At 71.1% G+C, this 21792-nt stretch carries 20 protein-coding genes; 6 read left to right on the forward strand and 14 right to left on the reverse strand.

Annotated features, from left to right (window positions below; translation table 11 throughout):
* The first annotated feature begins 101 nt into the window (after positions 1 to 101).
* Positions 102 to 1433: a cytochrome P450 gene (locus ACZ6MZ_RS17565; protein WP_469352751.1), complete on the forward strand. Its 1332-nt coding sequence runs from the start codon at positions 102 to 104 to the stop codon at positions 1431 to 1433.
* 74 nt (positions 1434 to 1507) lie between these two features.
* On the opposite strand, the gene ACZ6MZ_RS17570 is transcribed toward ACZ6MZ_RS17565, so the two are convergent.
* The 3 genes from ACZ6MZ_RS17570 to ACZ6MZ_RS17580 all read right to left on the reverse strand — a co-directional run bounded on the left by ACZ6MZ_RS17570 (position 1508) and on the right by ACZ6MZ_RS17580 (position 7196).
* Positions 1508 to 1723, reverse strand: coding sequence for a hypothetical protein (locus ACZ6MZ_RS17570; protein WP_469352753.1), 216 nt, complete (start codon positions 1721 to 1723; stop codon positions 1508 to 1510).
* Positions 1720 to 5295, reverse strand: a complete 3576-nt coding sequence (locus ACZ6MZ_RS17575; RefSeq protein WP_469352755.1) for a phosphodiester glycosidase family protein — start codon at positions 5293 to 5295, stop codon at positions 1720 to 1722. The genes ACZ6MZ_RS17570 and ACZ6MZ_RS17575 overlap by 4 nt, the downstream gene beginning before the upstream one ends.
* A gap of 230 nt (positions 5296 to 5525) precedes the next feature.
* On the reverse strand, positions 5526 to 7196 hold the full coding sequence (locus ACZ6MZ_RS17580) for a SpoIIE family protein phosphatase (protein ID WP_389791934.1): 1671 nt from the start codon (positions 7194 to 7196) through the stop codon (positions 5526 to 5528).
* 172 nt (positions 7197 to 7368) lie between these two features.
* On the opposite strand from ACZ6MZ_RS17580, the gene ACZ6MZ_RS17585 reads away from it, so the two are divergent.
* Positions 7369 to 9156 (forward strand): ABC transporter ATP-binding protein, encoded by a 1788-nt coding sequence (locus ACZ6MZ_RS17585; RefSeq protein WP_469352758.1) that lies wholly within the window; start codon positions 7369 to 7371, stop codon positions 9154 to 9156.
* 13 nt (positions 9157 to 9169) lie between these two features.
* On the opposite strand, the gene ACZ6MZ_RS17590 is transcribed toward ACZ6MZ_RS17585, so the two are convergent.
* Positions 9170 to 9817 (reverse strand): TetR/AcrR family transcriptional regulator, encoded by a 648-nt coding sequence (locus ACZ6MZ_RS17590; protein ID WP_469352760.1) that lies wholly within the window; start codon positions 9815 to 9817, stop codon positions 9170 to 9172.
* A gap of 42 nt (positions 9818 to 9859) precedes the next feature.
* Positions 9860 to 10705 (reverse strand): oxidoreductase, encoded by an 846-nt coding sequence (locus ACZ6MZ_RS17595; protein ID WP_469352762.1) that lies wholly within the window; start codon positions 10703 to 10705, stop codon positions 9860 to 9862.
* Positions 10706 to 10945: 240 nt separating this feature from the next.
* Between ACZ6MZ_RS17595 and ACZ6MZ_RS17600 the strand changes: the two genes are divergently transcribed.
* Positions 10946 to 11242 (forward strand): chaplin, encoded by a 297-nt coding sequence (locus ACZ6MZ_RS17600; protein ID WP_469352763.1) that lies wholly within the window; start codon positions 10946 to 10948, stop codon positions 11240 to 11242.
* 139 nt (positions 11243 to 11381) lie between these two features.
* Here ACZ6MZ_RS17600 and ACZ6MZ_RS17605 read toward each other — a convergent pair whose 3' ends face one another.
* The 5 genes from ACZ6MZ_RS17605 to ACZ6MZ_RS17625 all read right to left on the reverse strand — a co-directional run bounded on the left by ACZ6MZ_RS17605 (position 11382) and on the right by ACZ6MZ_RS17625 (position 14541).
* Complete coding sequence (locus ACZ6MZ_RS17605; RefSeq protein ID WP_389793196.1) at positions 11382 to 12245, reverse strand: tyrosinase family protein; 864 nt, start codon at positions 12243 to 12245, stop codon at positions 11382 to 11384.
* Between the two features lie 20 nt (positions 12246 to 12265).
* Complete coding sequence (locus tag ACZ6MZ_RS17610; RefSeq protein ID WP_469352765.1) at positions 12266 to 12724, reverse strand: tyrosinase family oxidase copper chaperone; 459 nt, start codon at positions 12722 to 12724, stop codon at positions 12266 to 12268.
* Between the two features lie 169 nt (positions 12725 to 12893).
* On the reverse strand, positions 12894 to 13277 hold the full coding sequence (locus tag ACZ6MZ_RS17615) for an Asp23/Gls24 family envelope stress response protein (protein ID WP_469352766.1): 384 nt from the start codon (positions 13275 to 13277) through the stop codon (positions 12894 to 12896).
* The gene (locus tag ACZ6MZ_RS17620) at positions 13274 to 13993 is read right to left on the reverse strand and encodes an Asp23/Gls24 family envelope stress response protein (RefSeq protein WP_469352768.1); all 720 of its coding nucleotides are present in this window, start codon (positions 13991 to 13993) and stop codon (positions 13274 to 13276) included. Before ACZ6MZ_RS17620 ends, ACZ6MZ_RS17615 begins: the two co-directional genes overlap by 4 nt.
* A complete protein-coding gene (locus tag ACZ6MZ_RS17625) occupies positions 13984 to 14541 on the reverse strand; it encodes an RNA polymerase sigma factor (RefSeq protein ID WP_469352937.1) in 558 nt (185 codons plus the stop codon). Before ACZ6MZ_RS17625 ends, ACZ6MZ_RS17620 begins: the two co-directional genes overlap by 10 nt.
* A 336-nt stretch (positions 14542 to 14877) precedes the next feature.
* Between ACZ6MZ_RS17625 and ACZ6MZ_RS17630 the strand changes: the two genes are divergently transcribed.
* From ACZ6MZ_RS17630 to ACZ6MZ_RS17640, 3 genes are all read left to right on the forward strand, one after another.
* Positions 14878 to 15384, forward strand: a complete 507-nt coding sequence (locus tag ACZ6MZ_RS17630) for an Asp23/Gls24 family envelope stress response protein (protein ID WP_384181847.1) — start codon at positions 14878 to 14880, stop codon at positions 15382 to 15384.
* Positions 15385 to 15417: 33 nt separating this feature from the next.
* The gene (locus tag ACZ6MZ_RS17635) at positions 15418 to 15600 is read left to right on the forward strand and encodes a hypothetical protein (protein ID WP_389793188.1); all 183 of its coding nucleotides are present in this window, start codon (positions 15418 to 15420) and stop codon (positions 15598 to 15600) included.
* Between the two features lie 193 nt (positions 15601 to 15793).
* On the forward strand, positions 15794 to 16813 hold the full coding sequence (locus ACZ6MZ_RS17640; RefSeq protein ID WP_389793186.1) for a YihY/virulence factor BrkB family protein: 1020 nt from the start codon (positions 15794 to 15796) through the stop codon (positions 16811 to 16813).
* Positions 16814 to 16916: 103 nt separating this feature from the next.
* On the opposite strand, the gene ACZ6MZ_RS17645 is transcribed toward ACZ6MZ_RS17640, so the two are convergent.
* The 4 genes from ACZ6MZ_RS17645 to rhaS form a co-directional block, all read right to left on the reverse strand.
* Positions 16917 to 17984 (reverse strand): glycoside hydrolase family 19 protein, encoded by a 1068-nt coding sequence (locus ACZ6MZ_RS17645; RefSeq protein WP_469352771.1) that lies wholly within the window; start codon positions 17982 to 17984, stop codon positions 16917 to 16919.
* Between the two features lie 183 nt (positions 17985 to 18167).
* Positions 18168 to 19193 carry a LacI family DNA-binding transcriptional regulator gene (locus ACZ6MZ_RS17650; protein ID WP_389786294.1) on the reverse strand — a complete coding sequence of 342 codons (1026 nt, stop codon included), beginning with the start codon at positions 19191 to 19193 and terminating at the stop codon, positions 18168 to 18170.
* Complete coding sequence (locus tag ACZ6MZ_RS17655) at positions 19193 to 20617, reverse strand: arabinose isomerase (protein WP_389786297.1); 1425 nt, start codon at positions 20615 to 20617, stop codon at positions 19193 to 19195. Before ACZ6MZ_RS17655 ends, ACZ6MZ_RS17650 begins: the two co-directional genes overlap by 1 nt.
* Before the next feature lie 85 nt (positions 20618 to 20702).
* The gene (rhaS, locus tag ACZ6MZ_RS17660) at positions 20703 to 21788 is read right to left on the reverse strand and encodes a rhamnose ABC transporter substrate-binding protein (RefSeq protein ID WP_469352774.1); all 1086 of its coding nucleotides are present in this window, start codon (positions 21786 to 21788) and stop codon (positions 20703 to 20705) included.
* Positions 21789 to 21792 lie beyond the last annotated feature (4 nt).

The following is a 21792-nucleotide window of genomic DNA, read 5'->3' on the forward strand; positions in this document are numbered from 1 at the left end:
TCTGGCACGAGACACGACGGGACGCTTTGCTTGGTACGTCCCCCCGGGACGCCTCGCTGGGCGCGTCCCCCCGCAGCCTCCGACCGCCGAGGAGCCCCGCCATGACGACTGTTCCCGTGCCAGGCCCCCGTCAGTTCCCGCTCCTCGGGAATCTGCCGGCCTTCGCCCGTGACCCGCTCGGCTTCTTCACCCGGCTGCGCGGACACGGTGATCTCGTCGAATGGAAGTTCGGGCCGCAGCGGGCCCTGTTCCTCTCCCGGCCGGAACACATCGGCGAGCTGCTCACCGGGATCGAGAGCGAGTACCGCCACCCCGAACTCGGCTGGGCGTTCAAGCTCGTGCTCGGCGAAGGGGTCGTCACCTCGGAGGGACCGGCCTGGCGCCGCAAACGCGCCCTGGTCCAGCCGGCGGTGCGGCCCCGCCAGGTCCGCGGCTACGCGGAGACGATGACCGACTGCGCCGCCACCGTCGCGCGGGGGTGGCGGCCCGGCCAACGCGTCGACGTCCGCGACGAGATGCTGGGCCTCACCCAGCGCATCGCCGTACGGACCCTGTTCGGAGCCGACACCGCCGGGCGCGAGAGCACGATCGGGCCGGCCATGGACATCGCCCAGCGGGCGATCGGCGACGAGTTCCGGGGCGTCACGTTCTTTCTGCCGCCGTGGGTTTCGACGCCCGGCCGGCAGCGGCTCAAGCGGGCCGTCGCCGTCATCGACCGCGAGGTCGCCCGGGTCACCGAGCAGCGCAGGCGCGCCGACGAGGACCGGGACGATCTGCTGAGCCGGCTGCTGGCGGCCAGGGACGAGCAGGGTCAGCCGCTCACCGACAAGGAGATACGCGACGAGGCGGTCACCCTCTACATCGGCGGCCACGAGACGACCGGTACCACGCTCACCTGGGCCTGGTACTTACTCTCCCGCAATCCCAGCGCGCGCTCCCGCCTCACCAGGGAACTGACCGACGTCCTCGGCGGCCGCGCCCCCGGCCACGACGACCTCGGACAGCTGCCCTGGACCGAGCAGATCATCAAGGAGACCCTGCGGCTCTATCCCCCGGTGTGGCTGATGACCGGTATCGCCAAGGAGCATTCGACGCTGGGCGGACGTCCGGTCGCCGAAGGAACCGTGCTGTGGTCCAGCCAGTGGAGCGCTCACCGGGACGCCCGCTGGTTCCCCGACCCCGACGCCTTCCGTCCCGAGCGGTGGGACGCCGACGCGGCCGCCGCCGTGCCGGACCACGCGTGGTTCCCGTTCGGCGGCGGCTCGCGCGCGTGCCTCGGCGCCCGGTTCGCGATGGTCGAGGCCGTCCTCGTACTGGCCACCCTCGCGCAGCGCTTCCATGTCGACATCGACTCGGGCGACATCCCGCCGAGGACCGGCCTCACACTCCAGCCCGCACGCCCCGTACGAGCCACGCTGAAACCGGCCGCCTGACGCGATGCCGCACCCGGTGAACAGACAGAGCCTCAGCCGGAGTTGAGCCCGGACAGGGCCTAGGCCCTGTCCGGTCAGGCCTCGCGGGCCTTCGCCGCCTCCGACGCGGCGCCCATCGCGAGGCCCGCCACGATCAGTACGACGCATACGTAGATCTCGTAGCCGTCGAAGAAGTCGATCCTGGCCACCAGGGTCCAGACCTCGAACCAACCGCCGGTCCACTCGTGGAGCAGGCCGCCGACGCCCTGGGACAGCAGGACGAAACACAGGATTCCGAAAAATGTCTTCACCCCTCAAGGCTAGAAACGGCGGCTCTCAGCCGCCATTGGCCATCGGGAGCGGCCAACTGACCAAAGTCGCGGACCGGCCGCCGGTCCGGCATACCGAAGTCGGAGCGGAGCGCGGCCGCGATCCGGATGTCCGCCTGCCGCGTCACACCGTTCACCGTCACCGCGAGCGTGGCCGTCCCCGGCCGCAGCGCGGTGAGGGTGCCGGTGGCCGGGTCGAAGACCGCCGTGTGGCGCGGGCGGACGCCGTCCCGGTCTCCGATGCGGAGGTTCGGGGATCCGGTCCAGTCGGCGCTCAGCGGGAAGCCGACCGGGACCAGTCTGCTCCCCTGGGTGACCGTCGCGGTGGCCTGGGCGCTCCGACCGGGGGTCAGCACGCCCGGCGCGTCCAGCGCCAGCGCGTCGGTGTGCGCGCGGGTCTGTACGGAGAGCCAGTCGGGGCCGCCCTCCCACGGCTTCGCCCGCGCGGCCGACTGCTCGCCCCGGGAGACCTGGTCCACGCCGATGAGCGACCAGCCGGTGAATCCGCCCTCGCCGGCCGGAGCCGAAGGTGCCTTGCCCGAGTTGCCGTTGACCAGATAGGGCACGCCGTCCACATGTGAGGCGTCGAAGACACCGACATGGCTGCCGATGAGGGCCGCGCCCTTGCCGGTCGTACGGCGGAAGTCCGTGAGCCACTGCTCGATCAGGGCCGCCTCCTTGCGGTCGCCGAGCTCGCTCGCCTTCTGGACGGTCGGGTCGCGCGGCGGTACGTGCTCGATCAGCATCACCGAGCGGACCCGGTCGTCCTTGGCCGCCGCGTCCAGCTGCTCGCGTACCGCCTTGATCTGCGCGAAGCCACCGCCGCGGAGCGTCAGACTCGACGTGTCGAGCGTGATGACCCGGGTGCCCTCATGGTCGAAGGTCCGCCGGGCGGGGCCGAATTCGGCGACGAAGTTGTTGATGGTGCCGCCCATCACCTCGTGGTTGCCCGGCACGTAGTACCAGGGCAGCGCGTCCCCCAGCTCCTCGGTCAGGACACTCCGGGCGAAGGCGAGATCCGCGGGCGAGCCCTCGTCGACCAGGTCGCCGTTGACGACCAGGAAGTCCGGCTTCGCCGCCTTGATCTCGCGGAGGGTACGGCGGGCCTGCGCCACGATCGAGCTGTCCGGGTCGCGGGCGACGAACTGGGCGTCGGACATCACGGCGAACCGCCAGTCCCTGCCTTCGGTTCCGGCCGCGGAGTCGATCAACGGGTCGACCGCGCGGGGCTGTTCTGGCAGCTCCACGGTGGGCGGCACCTGCGCCGTCAGGTCGTCGATCAGGATCTCGCCCGTGTACTGCTTCGTGGCGGCGGTCTCGGCGAGATAGAAGCGGTGCACAGCGAGCGGCATCGCGGCCCCGGCCGGCACGGAGAAGGTCACCTGCCGCCAGCCGATCCAGGTGAGGTACGGGCCGCGCAGCAGCTGGTCGGAGCCTGCCGCGTCCTTGAGGTGCAGCGTGGGCCAGGCACCGTTGCCGTCGCCCTTGATCCAGAGTGTGAAGGACTGCGGCTGGCCGGGGACCGGGATCTGCCGCGGCGGACTGACGTAGGCGGCGCGGGTGGCGGTCGACTGCGTGAAGTCGTACGAGAGCGCGAGTCCGGTGCCGGTGTGGCCGTCCGGGGCCGCCGCCACGGAGCCGCTCGCGCGCGCCTGGCTGAAGGTCCAGGACGCGGCGTCGTCGAAGCCGGAGACCTGCTGTTCGTCCAGTCCGACGCTGACGGCGAGTACGGTCGTGACGCCGCCGGCCTCCGCCGTGATCCGTCCGGCGCCGCTGCCCTTGAGGGACGTGACGGCGAAGGAGCCCCGGCCGTCGTCGGTGACGGCGAACAGCGAGCGGTCGTAGTCCAGTCGCACATCCCGGGGTTCGACCGGCGCGCTGGTCCCGTGGGCGTCGAGTCCGACGATGCCGAAGGTGCCGGCCGCCGCCGCGTCCGCGAGTCCGACGCGCTGAGTGGTCGGCCGGATGCGGGCGAGTGGGCCGAGCACCGTCAGCTCCGTGCCGCCGTGGGCCCGGCCGCGCTCCGCCCGTACCTCGGTGGTGCCGCTCGCGCGCGCGGTGAACACGCCGTGGTCGTCGACCCGGCCCACCGAGGACCGTACGGCCCGCCAGTGCGGATCGCCGGCCGCGGGGCCGTACGTCTCGTCGTATCCGGCGGCGGTGAGCCGGCGGGTCAGGCCGGGAAAGACGCGCTCGGGGTGGCCTCCCTTGACCGGGTCGACGGTCGGGGCGCCGCTCGCGGGCGTACGGGTCTCCACCCAGAAGCCCTTGAGCCGGCCGTTGCCGTCCGGCGCGGTGAGGGCGAGGCCGTTGGGCACCGTACGCTCGCTGCCGTCGGAGGGGCTGTTCTCCACGCGCAGGGCGTCGCTGCCCGGTACCCGCGCGACCAGGGTGGAGGAGCCGCCGCCGTCGAGGTTGATCGCGCTGTACGACCCCGCCCGCTTCATCATGAGGCCGAGTTCGGTGAGGGTGACACCGCCGCTGTCGGCCTGCCGGCCGTCGACGGTGACCACCTGCATCGTGCCGCCGTCGCGGGAGAAGCCGACGGCGGTGCGCGGCGCCGCGGTGTTGTTGCCCTCGCCCTCGTGGCTGCGCGCCGCACCGTCGACCACGAGCAGTTCACGTCCGCCGACGGCCGTCCGCGGTACGGGTCCGCTGTCGGTGCGCGGCCGGTAGGCGAGGGTCACCGGATCGCCGGGCCGCAGCGCCGCCAGCGCCTCGGCGCCCGCCTCCCGGCCGACCAGGACCGTGGTGCCCTCGGCGATCGGTCCCGTACCGGCCCCGTCCGTCACGGAGACGACCCTGTCGTCCCTGACGGCCGCCTCGGCGACGGGAGTCGCCCGGTCCACGGTGAGCTTACGGTCGGCCTCGCCCCAGCCCGCCGTGTAGGCGCCGATGCCGCCGGCCGGCACATTCGCGGCGTTGTACGCGGCCAGTGGCCGCGCGCCCGAGGGAAGTGTCAGGGTGCCGTCGAAGTACAGCCGCAGGATGCGGCCGGCGTTCCCCGGGCCTAAGCCGACGGCCTGCTCGGCCCCGGCCGCCGGGGAGTTGACGACCCGGCCGTCCGCGAGGCCGGGGCCCTGGGGCGCGCCGGTCTCGTTGATGTCGAAGAAGTCCGCGTTGATCGCGGCGACGGTACGGCGGCCAGGCCCCGGGTCGTGCCGTGCGGCGAGTTCGGAGACCGTGCGGCGGTCGGAGACCTTGCCCGAGGAGAGATGGTCGGCCCGGGCTCCGCTGCCGTCGAGTGCGACGGAGAGGGCGTCGACGCGCAGCCACTTGTCGGATTCGAGACGGTCGTACGACGTCAGTGTGATGCCGGGGGCGACCGGACGGGAGCCGTGCGCCGTCTCGATGCCATCGGCGTCGGCGATGGTTCTGGATGTCCCGCCGGGCGCGCTCGCGGGTGGTGGCGCGACCGGCCGGAGTACCTCCGCGGAGGTACGGGGACGGGGGTCGGGGGTGGAGTCGGCGAAGGACGGGGATACCGCCCCCGCGGTCAGAGCGGTCACCGCCGCGAACAGCACGACGGACCGCCCGGTGATACCTGGGCCCACAACTTCTCCTGGAAGACGGTGGATACGCATGGTGAGCCGTCAGCATCGCCGTGCACACACCAATGAACCAGGGGGCGGGGGAAACGCCGGGGAGAACACGCGGTGACACGGTCGGAGCCCCCGGTGTGCCAACCGTGCCCGGGCACCGGCCGCCGTGTCGGCGCGCGGGTCAGTCCCGGCCCAGGAGCACGCGTGGGTCAGTCCCGGCCCAGGAGCACGCGTGGCTGGGGTCAGTCCCGGCCCAGGAGCAGCAGGGCCATGTCGTCCTCGCCGACCTGCTCCCCCAGCACGTCGAAGAGCCGGTCCGCGAGTTCTCCCAGTCCTGCCGGGCCCGACCGTACGGCCTCCTTGAGCACCTGGAGCCGGTCGCCCAGATCAGTACCGGGCTGCTCCACCAGTCCGTCGGTGCACAGCAGCAGGGTCTCGCCGGGACCGAGCGTCGCGGTGGTCACCGGATAGCTGATCCCGCCGGGGCCCGCGAACTCCGCGGAGAGTCCGAGCGGCAGCCCGCCGGCCACCGGGAGCCAGTCGCAGGTCCCGTCGGTATGGCGTAGCAGCGGGTCGAGATGCCCGGCGCGTACGATCCGCAGCTCCCCGGTCGTCAGGTCCGCCTCCACGTACGTACAGGTCGCGAAGCGGTCGGTGTCCAGCTCGTGCAGCAGGACCGAGGCGCGGGCCAGCGCGGTCGCGGGCGGGTGCTCCTCGGCCGTGTACGCCCAGAGCGCCATGCGCAACTGCCCCATGACCACGGCCGCGTCGGTGTCATGGCCCTGGACATCACCGATCGTCAGTCCGACCCGGCCGCCGGGCAGCGGGAGCACGTCGTACCAGTCGCCGCCGACGCTCCGGCCGAAACGCGCCGAGCGGTAGCGGACGGCGGTCCGCGCGCCGGGGATGTCGGGGATGTGCCGCGGGAGCATCGCCTGCTGGAGTCCCTCGGCGAGATCGTGCTCCTGCTCGTAGAGCATGGCCCGTTGCAGGCTCTGCGCGATGCTGGTGCCGAGCGTGACCAGCAGATCGCGCTCCTCGCCGGAGAAGTCGCCGTGCCGTGGATAGAGCAGACCGAGTACGCCGATCGGCCGGGACTGGACGATCAGTGGCAGATAGGCGCCGGAGGCGACGGACAGCGGTTCGACATGGGGCCAGAGCAGCGGGTAGGCGGATCGGAACTCCTCCCGCGAGGTGATGAAGCGGGGCCGCTGGGTGCGTATCGCCTCGCTCATCGGGAACTGCGCGTCGATCCTCGTGTAGCGCAGCTCGGGTACGTACGCCGCGGAGCGTCCCTCGGTGACCAGCCGGATCCGCCCGCCCTCGACCACGCCCAGCATCACGCTCACCGCTCCGAGATGCCCGAGCGCCTGCTCGTCCTTCAGGACATTGGTGACGTCCTCGACGGACTCGGCGTGGGCCAGCAGGGCGGTGGTCCGCTGCACCACGCCGGTCAGCCTGCGCCGCCCCTCGGCCAGCCCGCTCCTGCCGGCGACCTCCGTCAGCTCCAGCTCGGCGCTCCGTACGATGCCGATGATCCGGTGGGGCCGTCCCGCTCCGTCGTGCCGGATGTGTGCCTGGGCGTGGGTCCAGTGCGGTGATCCGTCCCGGCGGCTGACGCGGAAGTACGCGCCGAGGGCGGTCGTGCCGTCCTTGAGCGCCCGCGCCACCAGGGTCTTCAGCCGCGCCGCCTCGCATCGCGGCAGCCGGTGGGCGAGGGCGAGCGGATCGCCGTCGTACTCCTCGGGGCGCAGGTCGAGGACGTCCAGAGCGGGCGGGTCCAGATACAACAGCCCGCTGTCGATGTCCCAGTCGAAGCTGCCCATGCGGTTGAGCGCGAGGCTCAGGTCCGGATGGGCGGGCCAGTCGTCCGGCAGCGGTACGGCAGCCGGAGGTCCACCCCGATCAGCCATGCAGCCACCATCTCACCGATCGGCCCGGTCCACTCCTCGGAGGAACTTCCGGCGGCGCCGGAGCCCGCCGTCTCGCGCTGTGGAAAGCGCTTCCGGTGGCGGACGGCGCGGAGGAGACTGCGTGTCTGCACATCGAGCGTGTGATCGCTGCCGAAAGAGGACTTCGCTCTCCATGCAGAAACCCGAATCCGTCCCGCGTCCCAGTCCGCTGGATCACCACTACTCCGGGGAGCACCCGCTCCGCACCCTCGCCTACCTCTTCCGTCCCGACCGCCGCAGGCTGGCGCTCGCCGTCGCGGTATTCGCCGTGAAGCACATTCCGGTCTGGCTGCTCCCGCTGATCACGGCCAACATCATCGATGTGGTCGTGGATCACAGACCGGTCGCCGAGCTCTGGTACAACACCGGGGCCGTGGTGTTCGTCCTGATCCTCAATTTCCCGCTGGCGCTGCTGTACGCGCGCCTGATGAGCTCCAGCATCCGCCGCATGGGCCGGGAGCTGCGGTCCGCGCTCTGCCGCCGGATGCAGTACCTGTCCATCGGCTATCACGCCCGGGTCAGTGCGGGCGTCCTGCAGACCAAGGTCGTACGGGACGTCGAGGCGGTGGAGCAGATGACCCAGCAGAGCGCCGACATGGGTCTGGGCGCCATCATGACGCTGCTCGGCGGTCTGGCGGTGATCGGCTTCCGGACCCCCGTGGTGCTGCCGGTGTTCCTGGTCGTCGTCCCGCTGGCGGCGCTGCTGGTACGCCGGCTGCGCTCCCGTATCCGGACCAACAACGAGGAGTTCCGGATGGAGATCGAGCGGCTCTCCTCACGGGTCGGCGAGATGACCACGCTCATCCCGATCACCCGCGCCCACGGTCTGGAGCGGACCGCGCTGCATCGCGTCGACGGCACGCTGGAGCGGGTGCTCACCGCCGGATTCCGGCTCGACGTGCTCAACGGCCGGTTCGGATCGCTCTCCTGGATTCTGCTCAACACCATGGCGGTGGGCTGTCTGTCGGGCTCGGCGATCGTCGCGTACTACGGCTGGCTGGGCATCTCGGCGGGCGACGTCGTCATGATCAGTACGTTCTTCACCGCACTGACCGCCTCGGTGATGACGCTGATGAATCTCACCCCGATCATCTCCAAGGGCCTGGAGTCGGTTCGTTCGATCGGTGAGGTGCTCCAGGCGCCCGACCTGGAGAGCAACGAGGGCAAGACCTCCGTCGACCGTATCGAGGGGCGCATCGACTTCGAGGAGATGGGCTTCCGTTACCCCGACGCGACGGAGCACTCGGTGCGTGGGTTCGATCTGTCCGTACGGCCGGGCGAGACCGTGGCCCTGGTCGGCGCGTCGGGCGCGGGCAAGTCCACGATCCTGAATCTGCTGATCGGTTTCATCCGGCCCACCGAGGGGCGCATTCTGCTCGACGGCGCGGACATGGCGTCGCTGGACTTGCGCACCTACCGGCGCTTCCTGTCCGTCGTACCGCAGGAGTCGATCCTCTTCGAGGGGACGATCCGGGAGAACGTCACGTACGGCCTGGAGGGCGGCGCCGACGAGACCGCGCTGCGGGACGCGCTGCACGCGGCCAACGCGATGGAGTTCGTGGAGCGTCTGCCCGACGGGCTCGACACGGTGGTGGGACAGCGCGGCGCCCGGCTGTCGGGCGGCCAGCGGCAGCGGCTGGCCATCGCCAGGGCGCTGATCAGGGATCCCCGCATTCTGGTGCTCGACGAGGCGACCTCCGCGCTCGACAACAGATCGGAGGGGCTGATCCAGGACGCGCTGTCCCGTCTCGTCCAGGGCCGGACGGTGTTCGTGGTCGCACACCGGCTGTCCACCATCCAGAGCGCGGACCGCATCATCGTGATGGAGCAGGGCCGCGTCATCGAGGCGGGCAGCCATCATGAGCTGCTGGCACGGGGCGGCGCGTACGCCACGACGCTCCAGCCGCGGCGGCTGGGATGACGGTCGGGGACGGCTATCCGCGGGTCACCACGCGGTCCATCTGCCGTGTGTTCAGGGGTGGCTGGGAGAAGGCGACGCGTTCGGCGCGCAGCCCCGCCATCACGAGGTCGAGATGGCGCTGCCAGGCGTCGGGGGCGATCGAGCCCGTCGTCTCTATGACGCCGCGCATCCCCCAGACGATCATCCCGACATCGGTGAGGGTGAGCTGATCATTGACCAGACCGGCCTGCTGGGCCTCGACGAGCAGGCCGGTGGTCAGCTCGCGCAGCCGCCGCTCCTGTTCCGGCCGGGCGAACTCGCCCCAGGTGCGCGGAAGGAATCCGCGGCTATTGGCGATGTGTTGGCCGACGGCGCGCAGAAACAGCTCAAGTCCCGTGCCGGGCAGCTGTTCTGACGCCTCGTCGGCCAGCACGACGAGCTTGTCGTAGAAGGCGGCGACCAGTTCGGAGACCAGCAGGTCCTTGGTGGGGAAGCGGCGGTAGAGCGTCGCGGGTCCGACGCCCGCGAGCCGCGCGATGTCCTCCATGCCGGCGGCGAGGCCGTGTTCGGCGAAGGCCCGGCCCGCCGCCGCGAGCATCCGCGTACGGTTCTCGGCGGCGTCCCGCCGAAGGGCCGGGCGCTCGCGCGGCTGCCGCACCCGGTCGCTGTCGTCGGTGACCATCCCTCGAACCTCGCTCGTTCACTCGTTCGTGGGGACCTTACGTCACCGCTGCTCGTCGCCGGGGAAGTCCGTGGACCGGCTCACCTCGGCCCACGCGTGGGTTTCCCGGGCCCGGCCCTCGGACGACGTCTCGGCGAACTCGACCGCGTCGGAGCCGAGCAGCAGCCGCAGGGGCGGTGCGTCGAGGCGGGCGACCTCGGTGATGACGCGGGCCGCGCGGGCCGGGTCTCCGGGCTGGGCGCCGTCCGTGGAGTCACGGAAGCGGTTGATCACACCGACGGTCCCGTCGTAGTCCTCGCCCACCTCGGCGCGGTGCATGGACGATCCCTGCCAGTCGGTGCGGAACGCGCCGGGCTCCACGATGGTGACCTTGATCCCGAGCGGTTTCACCTCGTTGTTGAGGACCTCCGAGAAGCCCTCGACCGCGAATTTCGCGGTCTGGTAGGCGCCCATCCCCGGGGTGCCGCCGACACGTCCGCCGACCGACGAGAACTGGATGAAGCGGCCCGACCGCTGCTTGCGCAGCACGGGCAGGGCCGCCCTGGTGACATTCACGACGCCGAACAGATTCGTCTCGATCTGGGCGCGGAAGTCGTCGTCCGGCATCTCCTCGATGGGGGCGGAGTTGGCGTAACCGGCGTTGTTGACGACGACGTCGAGCCCGCCGAACGCGTCGAGCGCCAGTCGCACGGCGGCGTGGGCGGCCGCTGCGTCGGTGACATCGAGCGCGGCCGCGCGGACACGCTCTCCGTATTTCTCCACCAGGGGGCCGAGCTGTTCCGGACGGCGGGCCGTCGCGACGACGTTGTCCCCGGATTCGAGTACGGCCTCGGCCAGCTCACGTCCGAATCCGCGCGAGCTGCCGGTGATAAGCCATGTCTGTGTCATGTCCGGCCTCCCCGGGTCCGCCTGACCACGGCCGGGCCAAGCGATAGGCAGCCTCTCATTTAAAGCTAACACGGCGGCGCTCATGAGCCCTGACCGTCAGCGGGCTTTCCGCGGGTGGAGATCCGGGCGATCCGAGATCCATTGCCAGGTTGTCCGTTACCGAGCGTGAGTCACGGCGTTGAACGTGCATGAAGGCCGCACATCGTGCGGCCGTGCTCAAAACGTTCAAGGAGAAACTTGATGTTGCGTATCGCGAAGGCAGCTGCCGTTCTCGTCGGCACGGGCGCCGTGCTGGCCGGTGGCGCCGGTATGGCTGCCGCTGACGCCGGCGCCGAGGGTGCGGCCATCGGCTCGCCCGGTGTCCTGTCCGGCAACCTGCACCAGTCCCCGGTGAGCACCCCGGTCAACCTCTGTGGCAACACCGTCAACGTGACCGGTCTGCTCAACCCGGCGTTCGGCAGCAAGTGCGCCAACATCTCGGTCCAGGAGCAGGCCGGGGGACAGCAGGGCGCGCACCAGGGCGGCTACGGCGGCTGATCGCGGGAGTGAGATGCGCGGCCTCGGGGGCCGCGCGATTCCGCTGAGTGACGGCCTCCCGCGTTTCCGCGCGGGAGGCCGTCGCGCGTGCCGAGCCGATATGTGCCGGGGGCGCCGGCAGCTCGCCCGGCACGGCAGGTCAGACGTACCGATACAGCCCCCGGTGATCAAGGAGCTGGGACGGCTTGACGTTCCACGGCGGCATCGGTTCCTCCAGGCTGATCGCCCGGCCACGCTGCGGATCACCGGAGCGCAGCTTTCTCCGCGGCAGATAGCCCGCCGCCTTCGGGTGCCTGCGCTGCCAGCGGTCCCAGAGCAGGTCGACAAAGGCGTGATGGAGCCAGAAGACCGGGTCGTTGGGAGACGCCGCGCCCAGCATGTGGCCGCCGACCCAGCGGTGCACGCGGTTGTGATTGCGCCAGCGGGCCTGTCCGCCGGACGTCCAGCCCTCGAGCCGGTTACGGAAGCCGGTGGTGACGGTCGAGTCCCACGGAGCCGCGTCGTACACCTTCTGCTTCATCGCCGCGGCCAGCTCGGCCTTGCTGGGCAGCGAGATCGGCGCGGCCGGGCGGCCGAAGTTGCGGGCGAGGTATCTGTCCTCCGTGACACTGCTCGTGATCGTCCAGTTCCCCGTCTGATAGGCGAAAGGCCCCGTCGTGACCTGCTGGTCGCGCGAGCGGCCGTTCCCGCCGAGGAAGTCGTCGGACCACAGCGCGGCGGCGGGCGTGTTGTCGGTCGTCCAGTCCCAGTACGGCACGCTCACCCCCGGGTCCACCCGCTGAAGAGCCCCCTCGAACTCCAGCAGGAACCGCCGGTGCCAGGGCAGGAACGACGGGGCCATGTGCCCGGCACGCGCTCCGCCCTTCGCGTCGGAGACGTAGTACTGGATGTGCAGCCGGACGAAGTCCTCGTACTCGCCCCGGCGTTTGAGCTCCAGGACGGCGCTGACGAACCTCTTCCTCTCGGCGCCGCTGAGATCGCGCTGGTTCTTTCTGGTGTACACCGGTGAAGCTCCTCCCTCGGTCAGATGTGGTGGTTCGGTCCGGAGAGCGACAGCTGAGCGCCGTCGAGGTCGTCGACCGCCGCGCGGGCCACTTCGAGCGGGGTCGGGAACGACTCGTAGTGGTTGACCACGCTGAGATAGCTGCCGTCGGCCCGCCGCATCACCTGTAGGGGGCGGCCGTCGATCCGGATGTCGACGGCGGACGCGGGCGACAGCGGGGGGACGGCCGAGGCGGACGGGGCGGACGAGGTGGCCGCACGGGACGCGGCGGCGGTGTCCGGTCCCGCGACCTGGATATGGCGTCCGCGGTACATCTCGTCGACGGCGCCGCCGCCCGGCTTGTCGTCCGCGCCGGGTACCGCTCCCCCGGCCTCGGGCGCCGCCCGGCGGGCACCGAGGATGGGGGCCAGTGTGGTCGCGGTGCCCGCGACCACACCGAAGGTGAACACCGCACGCAGGAAATGGCGTCTCGGTTCCACCGGGGTTCCGCCTCGCATGAAGGACCTCCGCTCGTCGGTGCTGGACGGGGCAGGGGATCCGGCTGTGCGATGAGGACACAAGAGACCGGCCGCTGCCCCCGACCGGGACAACGAGACGCCGGCCAAACAGTTCTCCGACAGGCGAACAGTCGAGGCCCTGATGGGCGATTCAGACGATGCCGGTGACGGTCACCGTGATCCGTACCGGGTGGTCCGGTTCCGGCAGGACGCCGGCGGCCGCGGCCTCGACCGCCTCCCGGACGGCCCGGGTCACCTCGACGCTGCGGTAGGCCGTCCGCGCGACCAGCTGGATGTCGATGTACCACCGCGCCGGGCCGGCCGTCGGTGAGACGTGTACGCCCGGGGGCCGGCTGCCGTGGCCGGCGCGGGCGGTCGGGGTGGCGGACCCGGTACGGAGGCGTCCGGCGCGCGAGCCGGCGGAGGCGCGGAGCAGATCGGCGAGTCCCGGCCGCAGGAAGGCCACCCCCGGGACCTGCTGGACGGCGTCGGCGGCCGCCAGGGCCAGTTCTTCCTGGATTCCGTTCCCTCTCACCGGTACCTCCGGTCCTGGCCGTCGTGGCCGTCGTCGGCGTACCCGTCGTACACGGTGTACTCGGCGTACTCCTCGTCGAGTAGGTCGACGACGGTCACATCGATGGATTCCACCTCGATACCGATGGCGTTCCGCGCCGCCTCGGCCACGCGGGCGCGGACCGTCTCGGCAAGCTCAGGGAGTGAGCGGTGGGGCGCGGCGGCGACGTCCAGCCGGACGTGGACCGGGCCCCGGATTCCCGGCCCCGCCGGAGTCATGGCCGTGTCCCGGCCACCGGGCGGGTCCGGCGGACCGATCCGGCAGCTGCCCGCCCGTACCCCCGGCAGGGACTCGGCTACGGCGCGGAAGGTACGGGCCACCGCCGCCTCCACGATCCACGCGTCCTCGTCCGGGTCGCCGAGCGGCAGGGTCCTGCCGGGGCGCAGCTCCAGGCGGACGATGTCCATGATGCGACCGGTCAGATCGGTCAGTCCGGCCGGATCGGGGTCGGCGGCGTCGCGCGCCTGGCGTACGGCCTCGTCCAGGGCCGCCAGGTCGGCCAGCGCGGCGGTGCAGTGCGGGCAGTCGGACATGTGCGGGTCGTCGGCGGCCCGTCCGGTGTCCCCTGCCTCCCAGACGGCGCTCAGTTCACGGCCGCAGGGCAGCAGTTCCTCGTCGGCCGTCACTTCGGCCCCGGGCGTCTGCCCGGGGCGGCCGGACCGCGCGTTCAGCGCCATGCGCTCATCGCCTCCGTCAGGTAGCGGCGTGCTCGGAAAACCCGGCCGCGGACCGCCTGCAGGCTGATTCCGACCGTCTCCGCGATGTTCTCGTACGACATTCCGTGCAGCTCCCGCAGGACCCAGCAGACACGCTGTTCGGGGGAGAGTCCGCCCATCGCCGCGGCCAGCTCACGGCCGGCCGCATGGGACTCGGCCACGCGTGCGGGTGAGGACTCGGGGTCGGGCGCGGCCGGTTCCGGCACCGATTCGAGATCGGTCGCCGGGTGGCGGGCGCGCAGCTGGTTGAGGCACCGGTTGGTGACGATCCGGTACATCCACGTCCTGAAGGCGGATTCGCCACGGAATTCGGGCAGTTTGCGCCAGGCCTTCACAAAGGCTTCCTGCACCGCGTCCTCGGCCTCGGTACGGCTGCCGAGCAGGCGCGTCGCCAGCCGGAGCATGACCGGGCCGTGCCGGCGCACCAGCGTCTCGAACGCTTCCTCGTCGCCCTCGCCCGCGCGTACGGCCAGCAGCCCGTCGTCGGACCAGTCCTGGTACCGGTCCACGTCCTGGTACAGGTCATGGCCGCGCCGGTCCCGGTCCGGGTTCAAGCCCCGGTCCGGTGGGGGTGCTGACAGCTGTTTCCCGTGGCCGGGCACTCACCGACTCCTTTCGACACCCCCTCCGTGACACCCCCGACACGCTTTGCTGCGTCTGCCGTCCCTGCCCCTTGGACACCCGGGACGGTCCATCGTCACGTATGAACCCTCCGGTGCCCGTTCCGGCGCGCGAGCGGAGAAAGGTGCCGGACTCCGCGTGATAAATCACTGGATACCGGGTCCAAGAAGGTGAGAGTCCCCCGAGAGCAGGGCGACCGGACGGAGAAGTCAGGAGGCTGTGCCATGACAGCGACCCAGGAGATGCGTACCGGCGCGAAGAAGGCCGGGAGCGGGCAGCGCGACGCCGCCGCGCATTCCACCACCCTCGGCGCCGGATCCGTCGGCGCCGACGAACCGGCCGCCACGCGCGGCAGGACCTCCATCGCGGATGTCGTGGTCGTGAAGATCGCGGGCATGGCGGCGCGGGACATCCCCGGTGTGTACGACATGGGCGGCGGGCTGTCCCGCACCATGGGCGCCGTTCGGGACCGGGTGCCCGGCGGGCGCTCCAATGCCGGACGCGGCGTCAAGGTCGAGGTCGGCGAGCGCCAGACCGCCATCGACCTGGATCTGGTGGTGGAGTACGGCGTACCGATCACCGAGGCGTCCCGTGACGTACGGGAGAACGTCATCGCCGCGGTCGAGCGGACCACGGGCCTGGAGGTCGTGGAGGTGAACGTCAGCATCGACGACGTACACGTACCGGAGGACGACGACGAGTCGAGCGGTGGCGAGGGACGCGTCGAATGACTCCGATCGATATGAGGCGATGTGAGGTGAGTGATGAACACAGCTGTGGTGGGCCTGATCGCCGGTATGGCGCTGGGCTTCGCGGGCTGGTTCGGCGGGTTCGGGGCGTTCCTGCTGGTGGCCGCGCTCGGCGCGGTGGGTTTTGTCGTGGGCCTGCTCGCCGACCACGGCAGGCTGCGTGACTATCTGTGGCCGCAGGAGCGCAGGCGCAGGTGACCGCGGGTTCTCTCGCGCAGGGCTCCGGCTCTTAGGGCTTCGGCTCGTGGGGCTCCGGGGCCCTGCGGACGCCAGGACGGGGTACAGGGTCTGTAGCGCGGCGGTGCGGGTCGGGTCCGCCGATGCGATGAGGCAAGGTAGGGCCGGGCCGGCGGAGCACAGACCGCTGACCACACAGAACGCAGGAGGCACCGTGTCCGCCGAGGACCCCGGACCCACAGGCTCGCCGCAGCGCGGCGCGGACCCCGAAGGACGGAACCCCGAGGGGCGGAGCGGGCAGGCCGGCCCGCGCCGGGGCGCGCGGCTGACCGGCGCGCTGCGCCGTACGCCGATCGCGCTGTGGCGGGACGACGCCACGGACCGGGCCGCCGCTCTCACCTACTACGCGGTCCTGGCGATCTTCCCGGCGCTGCTCGTCACGGTGTGTTCCATCGGCCTCGCCGGTCCCGACGCCAGCGGCAAGCTCGCCAACCAGGTCACGGCCCTCGTCCCGGCGCAGTCCCAGGTCCTGGTGCACAGCGCACTGCAGGAGATGGCGGAGCAGCGCTCGGCGGCCTGGCTGCTGGCGTCGTTCGGCGCCGTCGGCGCACTGTGGTCGGCCTCCAGCTATCTCGGCGTGTTCCGCCGGGCCCTGCACACCATGAACGGCGCCGTCGACCACCGGCCGCCGTGGCGTACCGCGCCGCGTATCGCGATCACCGCCTGCGCCCTGCTCGCGCTGCTCGTGACCAGCGCCTTCACTCTCGTACTGACCGGCGAGGCAGCGGCCTCGCTGGGCCGGATGCTGGGGATGAGCAGCGCGGTGACACTGGTGTGGAGCGGGCTGAAGTGGCCGCTGCTGCTGGCGCTTGCCGCGGTCCTGGTGCTCATCGTGTTCCGTACGGGTCCGCCCGGGACACGCCGGCTGCGGCGCTCCCTGCCCGGTGGGATCCTGGCGGTCGCGCTCTGGCTGCTCACGTCCGCCGGCTTCGCGCTCTACACGGCGCACGCCGGCACGTACAACCGGCTCTACGGTTCGCTCGCCGGTGTCATCGTGTTCCTCGTCTGGCTCTGGGTCACCAACCTCTCGCTCCTGGCCGGGGCCCAGTTCAACGCCGAGCTCGCCAGGGGAAAGGCGGACCGGAGCGGCGACCGCGTGTCCGTACCGCCACCGCCCGCGGGCCGCTCGGCCGCACAGGCACGCCCGGCGTCCGCCGGCCGGCACGCCGGCTGATCCACGTACGGACCGGTCCGACGACCCGCGCCGTACGGCACGCAGGTCGTCGGACCGGCCGCGCGTGCCGGGCACGGGCACCCGGCACGTCGTCCTCGGTCGGTCAGCAGCTCAGATTGGACCCGGGAGTGGTCCCGAGGATCTGCGTGAAGCTCTGGTAGCTGTTGATCCGGCTCTGCACCTGTCCGGGGTTGCCACCGTTGCATTCGATACTGCCGTTGATGCTCCGGATGGTCTCCCCGAAGCCACGGCTGTTGACCATGGCGTTGTGGGGGGTCATCGTGCCGGGGCCGGTCTGGGTGTTCCAGTACCAGAGAGCCGTCTTCCAGGCCACGGCCGAGTCGTTCTGCACGAGGTTGGGGTTGCGGAGCAGGTCGATGCCCAGGGCGTCGCCGGCCGCCTTGTAGTTGAAGTTCCAGCTCAGCTGGATCGGTCCGCGCCCGTAGTACGCGGCCTGGCCCGCGGGGCAGCCGTACGACTGCGACGCGTCGCAGTAGTGCGGGTAGTTGGCCGTGTTCTGCTCGACGATGTGGACCAGTCCGCCGGTCTCATGGCTGACGTTGGCCAGGAAGGCGGCGGCCTCCTGGCGCTTGACCGTGTCGCTGCCGGTGTTCGCGAAGCCCGGGTAGGCGCTCAGGGCGGCGGTCAGCCCGCTGTAGGAGTAGAAGGAGTTCCGGCCGGGGAACATCTGGTTGAACTGGCCCTCGCTGACCACGAATCCGCCCTGCGGCGGCGGGTCGGTCGGCGGCGTGCCACTGCAGGTGTACGGCTCCCAGTACCAGGTGCTGATGACCGGGTCATAACCCGGGTTGTCGTGTTCGGCCTGGTAGAACTTGCCGTCGGTGTACTTGACGATGTCGCCGGCGACATACGACCGGCCCGCGGCCCAGGCCGGGTAGTCACAGGCGCCCGAGCCGTCGCCGGGGGTGGAGCCGCCACAGCTTCCCTGGTCGGCCCAGACATCGGTGGCGCCGGGGGTCTCCCCTTGCGTCCACCACTTCGCGGACCAGTTGTGACCGTTGTACGAGGCGGTGTTGCCGCCGGTGTAGACCGCGGACGCGTTCCAGCCGGTGGCGCAGGTGGCTGCGGAGGCGGAAGAGGCGGGCAGGAATATCGCGAGGGCGAGGGCCGAAACCATCGCCGTGAGCAGTGCCAGGACGCGCTGTCTCAAACGACTCACTCCTTCGCGCGGCCGGCGGAGAGCCGCTGGCCGACATGGGGGGTGAGGGAACCAAACCGGAATCCCGCACAGCTGTCAAGGTCTAGACCAAGTGGCGGAGTTGAGCGTCCACCCGGACCACGGCATACCGGCCATCGGGGTGCTTCCGGGTATCAATCGGGGTGCTTCCGGCCGTCAGTGGTGCGGACGCGAGAGCGTGGAGGCGCGGACCACGAGTTCGGGCTGCAGCACGATCCGCCGGTGCTCGTGCCCGGCGGCTCCGTCCCCGGTCTCCTCGATGAGCAGATCGGCCGCGGCCGCGCCGAGTTGGAAAGCGGGCTGGCGCACCGACGTCAGGGGTACGGCGGCGGCGGAGGCGAACTCGATGTCGTCGTAGCCGACGAGCGCGACATCCTCGGGCACCCGTATCCCCGCGTGGTAGAGGGTCTGCAGCACACCGAGAGCCAGCAGGTCGTTGGCGCAGAACACCGCGCTCGGCCGGGACGCCATGCCGAGCAGCCGTGCCCCGGCGTCCCGGCCCGCGACGACATCGAGGCGCGCGGCCTCGACCTGCCGCAACGCCTGCGGCGGCAGGCCCGCTTCCGCGAGGGCGAGAAGCGCGCCCGCGCGGCGGTCCTGGCACTGCGCCAGATGCATCGGACCGCTGACGTACACGATGTCGTGGCACCCGCGCCGCAGCAGATGGCGCACGGCCAGGGAGCCGCCCGCCACATCGTCGACGGAGACCGAACAGCCGTCCGCGCTGGGCACGATGCGGTCGACGAAGACAAAGGGGATGCCGTGGCGCCGGAACGCGTCGAGATTGCGGCCGCTCATGTCCGCCGGGGTGACGAGCACGCCCCGTACCTGCTGCTCGGAGAACATCGTGAGGTACGTGGCCTCCTCCGCCGGGCTCTCCGCGCTGTTGCACAGCATCACGCCGAGCCCGGCGGCGCGCGCGGAGCGTTCCGCGCCCGAGGCCACGTCCACGAAGAAGGGGTTGGCCATGTCGAGGACGAGCATGGCCAGAATGCGGCTGCGGCCCCCGCGCAGCTGACGCGCGGACTCGCTGCGCACATAGCCGAGCCGTTCGATGGTGGACAGGACGCGCCGGCGGGTCTCTTCGGTGACGGACTCGGGGCGGTTGATCACATTCGAGACGGTGCCCACCGAGACACCGGCCGCGCCCGCCACGTCCTTGATCCCCACCGGGCGACGCATCAGACGGCGACTTCCACGAGATCCAGGCCGGTGAGGCCGGCCAGGGCGCGCAGCTCCGGGAGCAGCGCGCCGGTGGCCAGGGCCCAGTGATGGCCGACACCGCTGGCGCTCCAGGCGTCGGTCCACTCCCCCGGGTCGCAGCCGAAGTCGACGCGGGAGGTGGTGTTGCCGATCCTCAGCAGCGGTCCTGCCACGACCTCGCCCTCGGCGGCGACCAGACGGTACCGGCCGTCGCGGCTCTGCCCGAGTCCGACGAGGGTGACGGGTCCGTGCCGTACGTCGAACTCGACGGAGACCCCCCAGCCGCGCTTGCCGTGGTAGACGCCGAGTCCGCGCAGCAGGGGCTTGCGTTCGCTGATGGCGAGGTGGCCCGGGCCGTCGTGGCCCATCTCGACGACGCCGGCCGTGAAGTCCAGTGCCTGCAGTTCGGTGAACGAGCCGCCGGCGCCGAGACGGTCGGCGATGAGCATGGCCAGTGACGTACGGAGTTCGTACTCACCACAGGCCGGGATCCCCCGGGCGGTCAGCAGCGAGGAGCCGAGGATCATGCCCGCGCCGAGCCGTTCATGGATCTCGCCGTCCAGCCCGCGGTGGTAGTACGCGAGGGAGTCGAGGTCGAAGTCGGAGACGAGCCGGTCGAGGCCGACGGCGACGCGCGCGGCCCACCGGAGGTCGTCCTCGACCACGGAATCGGCGAGTTCGAAGACCTCGCGTGTCTCGTCGAGTTTCGCCGTGAGTTCGCTCTCCCCGACCTGGTCGACCCGTACCCGGAGATCGTCGAATTCGAGGACCTCCACATGGCCGCCGAGGTTGCCGGGGACCATGGTGAGGTCGGTGGAGACGTCGTACATACCGGGGTAGAGATGCCCCATCAGGCCGTGCCGGCCACCGCGCAGCACCGCGCGGACCCCGGCGGCGCGGATCCAGCGGCCGATGCGCTCCCAGGCGCGCTCGTCCTCCAGATGTCCGGAGACGGAGCGGAAGGGCACGCCGACGCGTTCGAAGGCGTTGGCCATCTCCGGCAGCGGACAGGCGCCGCAGTACGCCAGCCACTGTCCGGTGTCGAAGGACGCGTGGTCCATCGCCGGGGTCGGCTGAAGGTTGATCAGCAGCACGGGGGCGCCGCTGCGCCGCGCGACGGGCACGAGCATCGTGGCCGTCATATAGGTGGTGAGGAAGCCGACGATCAGATCGCAGTCGGCGGCGCGCAGCCTCTCGGCGGCCTCGGCGCCCTCCTGGGCGTCGGAGATGAAGCCGACGTCGACCACCTCGGCGTCGAACTCCCGCATGCGCTCGGTGACCCGGGCGGCGGACCGCCTGAGCTGTGGGAGGAGGTCGGGGAACTGGGGCCAGTAGGCACCCAGTCCCCCGGCGACGAGGCCGATCCTGGGCTTGCGGGCGACAGCGGGGGTACGGGCGGTCATGGCGGCTCCGTAAGGGGTGAGGCGGCACGGGAGCCGGACTCCGACAGCGCCCACGGGAGGCGGACGCGTTGCGCAGGGGCCCCGCTCAGAAGTCGAAGGTGTCGATGTTCTTCTTGTCGAAGACGGTCGGCTCGCCGAGGATGACCTCGCCGTCCTTGCCGACGGTGTACTCACCGAGCTTGCCCGCCTTGAACTTCTCGCCCTCGGCGCCGGTGATCTGGCCGGAGGCCAGGGCCGCGGCCGCGTACGAGCCCAGGTAGCCCAGCTCCTCGGGGTTCCACAGGGAGAACTGCTCGACGGTGCCGTCCTTGACGTACTTGCGCATCTGGTTCGGGGTGCCCAGGCCGTTGAGGACGACCTTGCCCTGGTACGAGGAGTCACTGAGGTAGCGGGCGGCAGCCGCGATACCGACGGTGGTGGGCGAGATGATGCCCTTGAGGTCGGGGTACGCCTGCAGCAGGCCCTGGGTCTGCTGGAAGGACTTCTGGTCGGCGTCGTCCCCGTACGCGACCTTCACGAGCTGCATGTTCTTGTACGCGGGCTGCTTCAGCTCGTCCTTCATGAACTCGATCCAGGTGTTCTGGTTCGTGGCGTTCTGGGTGGCGGAGAGAATGGCGATCTTGCCCTGGTAGCCGATCTGTTCGCCCAGGTGCTGGACGAGGCTGCGGCCGATCTCCTCGGAGCTGGCCTGGTTGATGAACAGCTGCCGGCAGTCCTTGGCGGTGTCGGAGTCGTACGCGACGACCTTGATGTCCTTCTTCATGGCTTGCTTGAGCGGGCCGCACACCGCGTTCGGGTCGTTGGCCGCGATCAGGATCGCGTCCTGGCGCTGCTGGATGAGGGTGTTGATGTACGAGACCTGGGAGGACGCGCTCGCGTCGGAGGGGCCGACCTCCTTGCCGGTTCCGCCGTACTCCTTGGCGGCGGCGATGCCGGCCTCGTCGACGATCTTCTCGTACGGATTGTTGATCTGCTTGGGCAGGAAGGCGAGCTTGAGGCCCTTCTTGAGGGGCGCGCCCGGGTCTGCTTTGGCGGCGGTGCCCGCCTTCGAGGTGTCCTTCTTCGCGCTGTCCTTGGTGGTGCCGGAGCAGGCGGTGAGTGCGACGGCGAGGGCGCAGGCGGTGGCGGCGGTGGCTGCCGCGCGGCGCCGGGCAGGGCTGAGGATCGTCATGGGG

This window comes from Streptomyces sp. NPDC042201, from assembly GCF_055582185.1.

Excerpts from the sequence above, each read along its gene's own strand:
- ACZ6MZ_RS17565 (WP_469352751.1), top strand. The coding sequence starts at position 102 with ATGACGACTGTTCCCGTGCCAGGCCCCCGTCAGTTCCCGCTCCTCGGG.
- ACZ6MZ_RS17580 (WP_389791934.1), bottom strand. The coding sequence starts at position 7,196 with ATGGCTGATCGGGGTGGACCTCCGGCTGCCGTACCGCTGCCGGACGAC.
- ACZ6MZ_RS17585 (WP_469352758.1), top strand. The coding sequence starts at position 7,369 with ATGCAGAAACCCGAATCCGTCCCGCGTCCCAGTCCGCTGGATCACCAC.
- ACZ6MZ_RS17590 (WP_469352760.1), bottom strand. The coding sequence starts at position 9,817 with ATGGTCACCGACGACAGCGACCGGGTGCGGCAGCCGCGCGAGCGCCCG.
- ACZ6MZ_RS17595 (WP_469352762.1), bottom strand. The coding sequence starts at position 10,705 with ATGACACAGACATGGCTTATCACCGGCAGCTCGCGCGGATTCGGACGT.
- ACZ6MZ_RS17600 (WP_469352763.1), top strand. The coding sequence starts at position 10,946 with ATGTTGCGTATCGCGAAGGCAGCTGCCGTTCTCGTCGGCACGGGCGCC.
- ACZ6MZ_RS17620 (WP_469352768.1), bottom strand. The coding sequence starts at position 13,993 with ATGGCGCTGAACGCGCGGTCCGGCCGCCCCGGGCAGACGCCCGGGGCC.
- ACZ6MZ_RS17630 (WP_384181847.1), top strand. The coding sequence starts at position 14,878 with ATGACAGCGACCCAGGAGATGCGTACCGGCGCGAAGAAGGCCGGGAGC.
- ACZ6MZ_RS17635 (WP_389793188.1), top strand. The coding sequence starts at position 15,418 with ATGAACACAGCTGTGGTGGGCCTGATCGCCGGTATGGCGCTGGGCTTC.
- ACZ6MZ_RS17650 (WP_389786294.1), bottom strand. The coding sequence starts at position 19,193 with ATGCGTCGCCCGGTGGGGATCAAGGACGTGGCGGGCGCGGCCGGTGTC.
- ACZ6MZ_RS17655 (WP_389786297.1), bottom strand. The coding sequence starts at position 20,617 with ATGACCGCCCGTACCCCCGCTGTCGCCCGCAAGCCCAGGATCGGCCTC.
- rhaS (WP_469352774.1), bottom strand. The coding sequence starts at position 21,788 with ATGACGATCCTCAGCCCTGCCCGGCGCCGCGCGGCAGCCACCGCCGCC.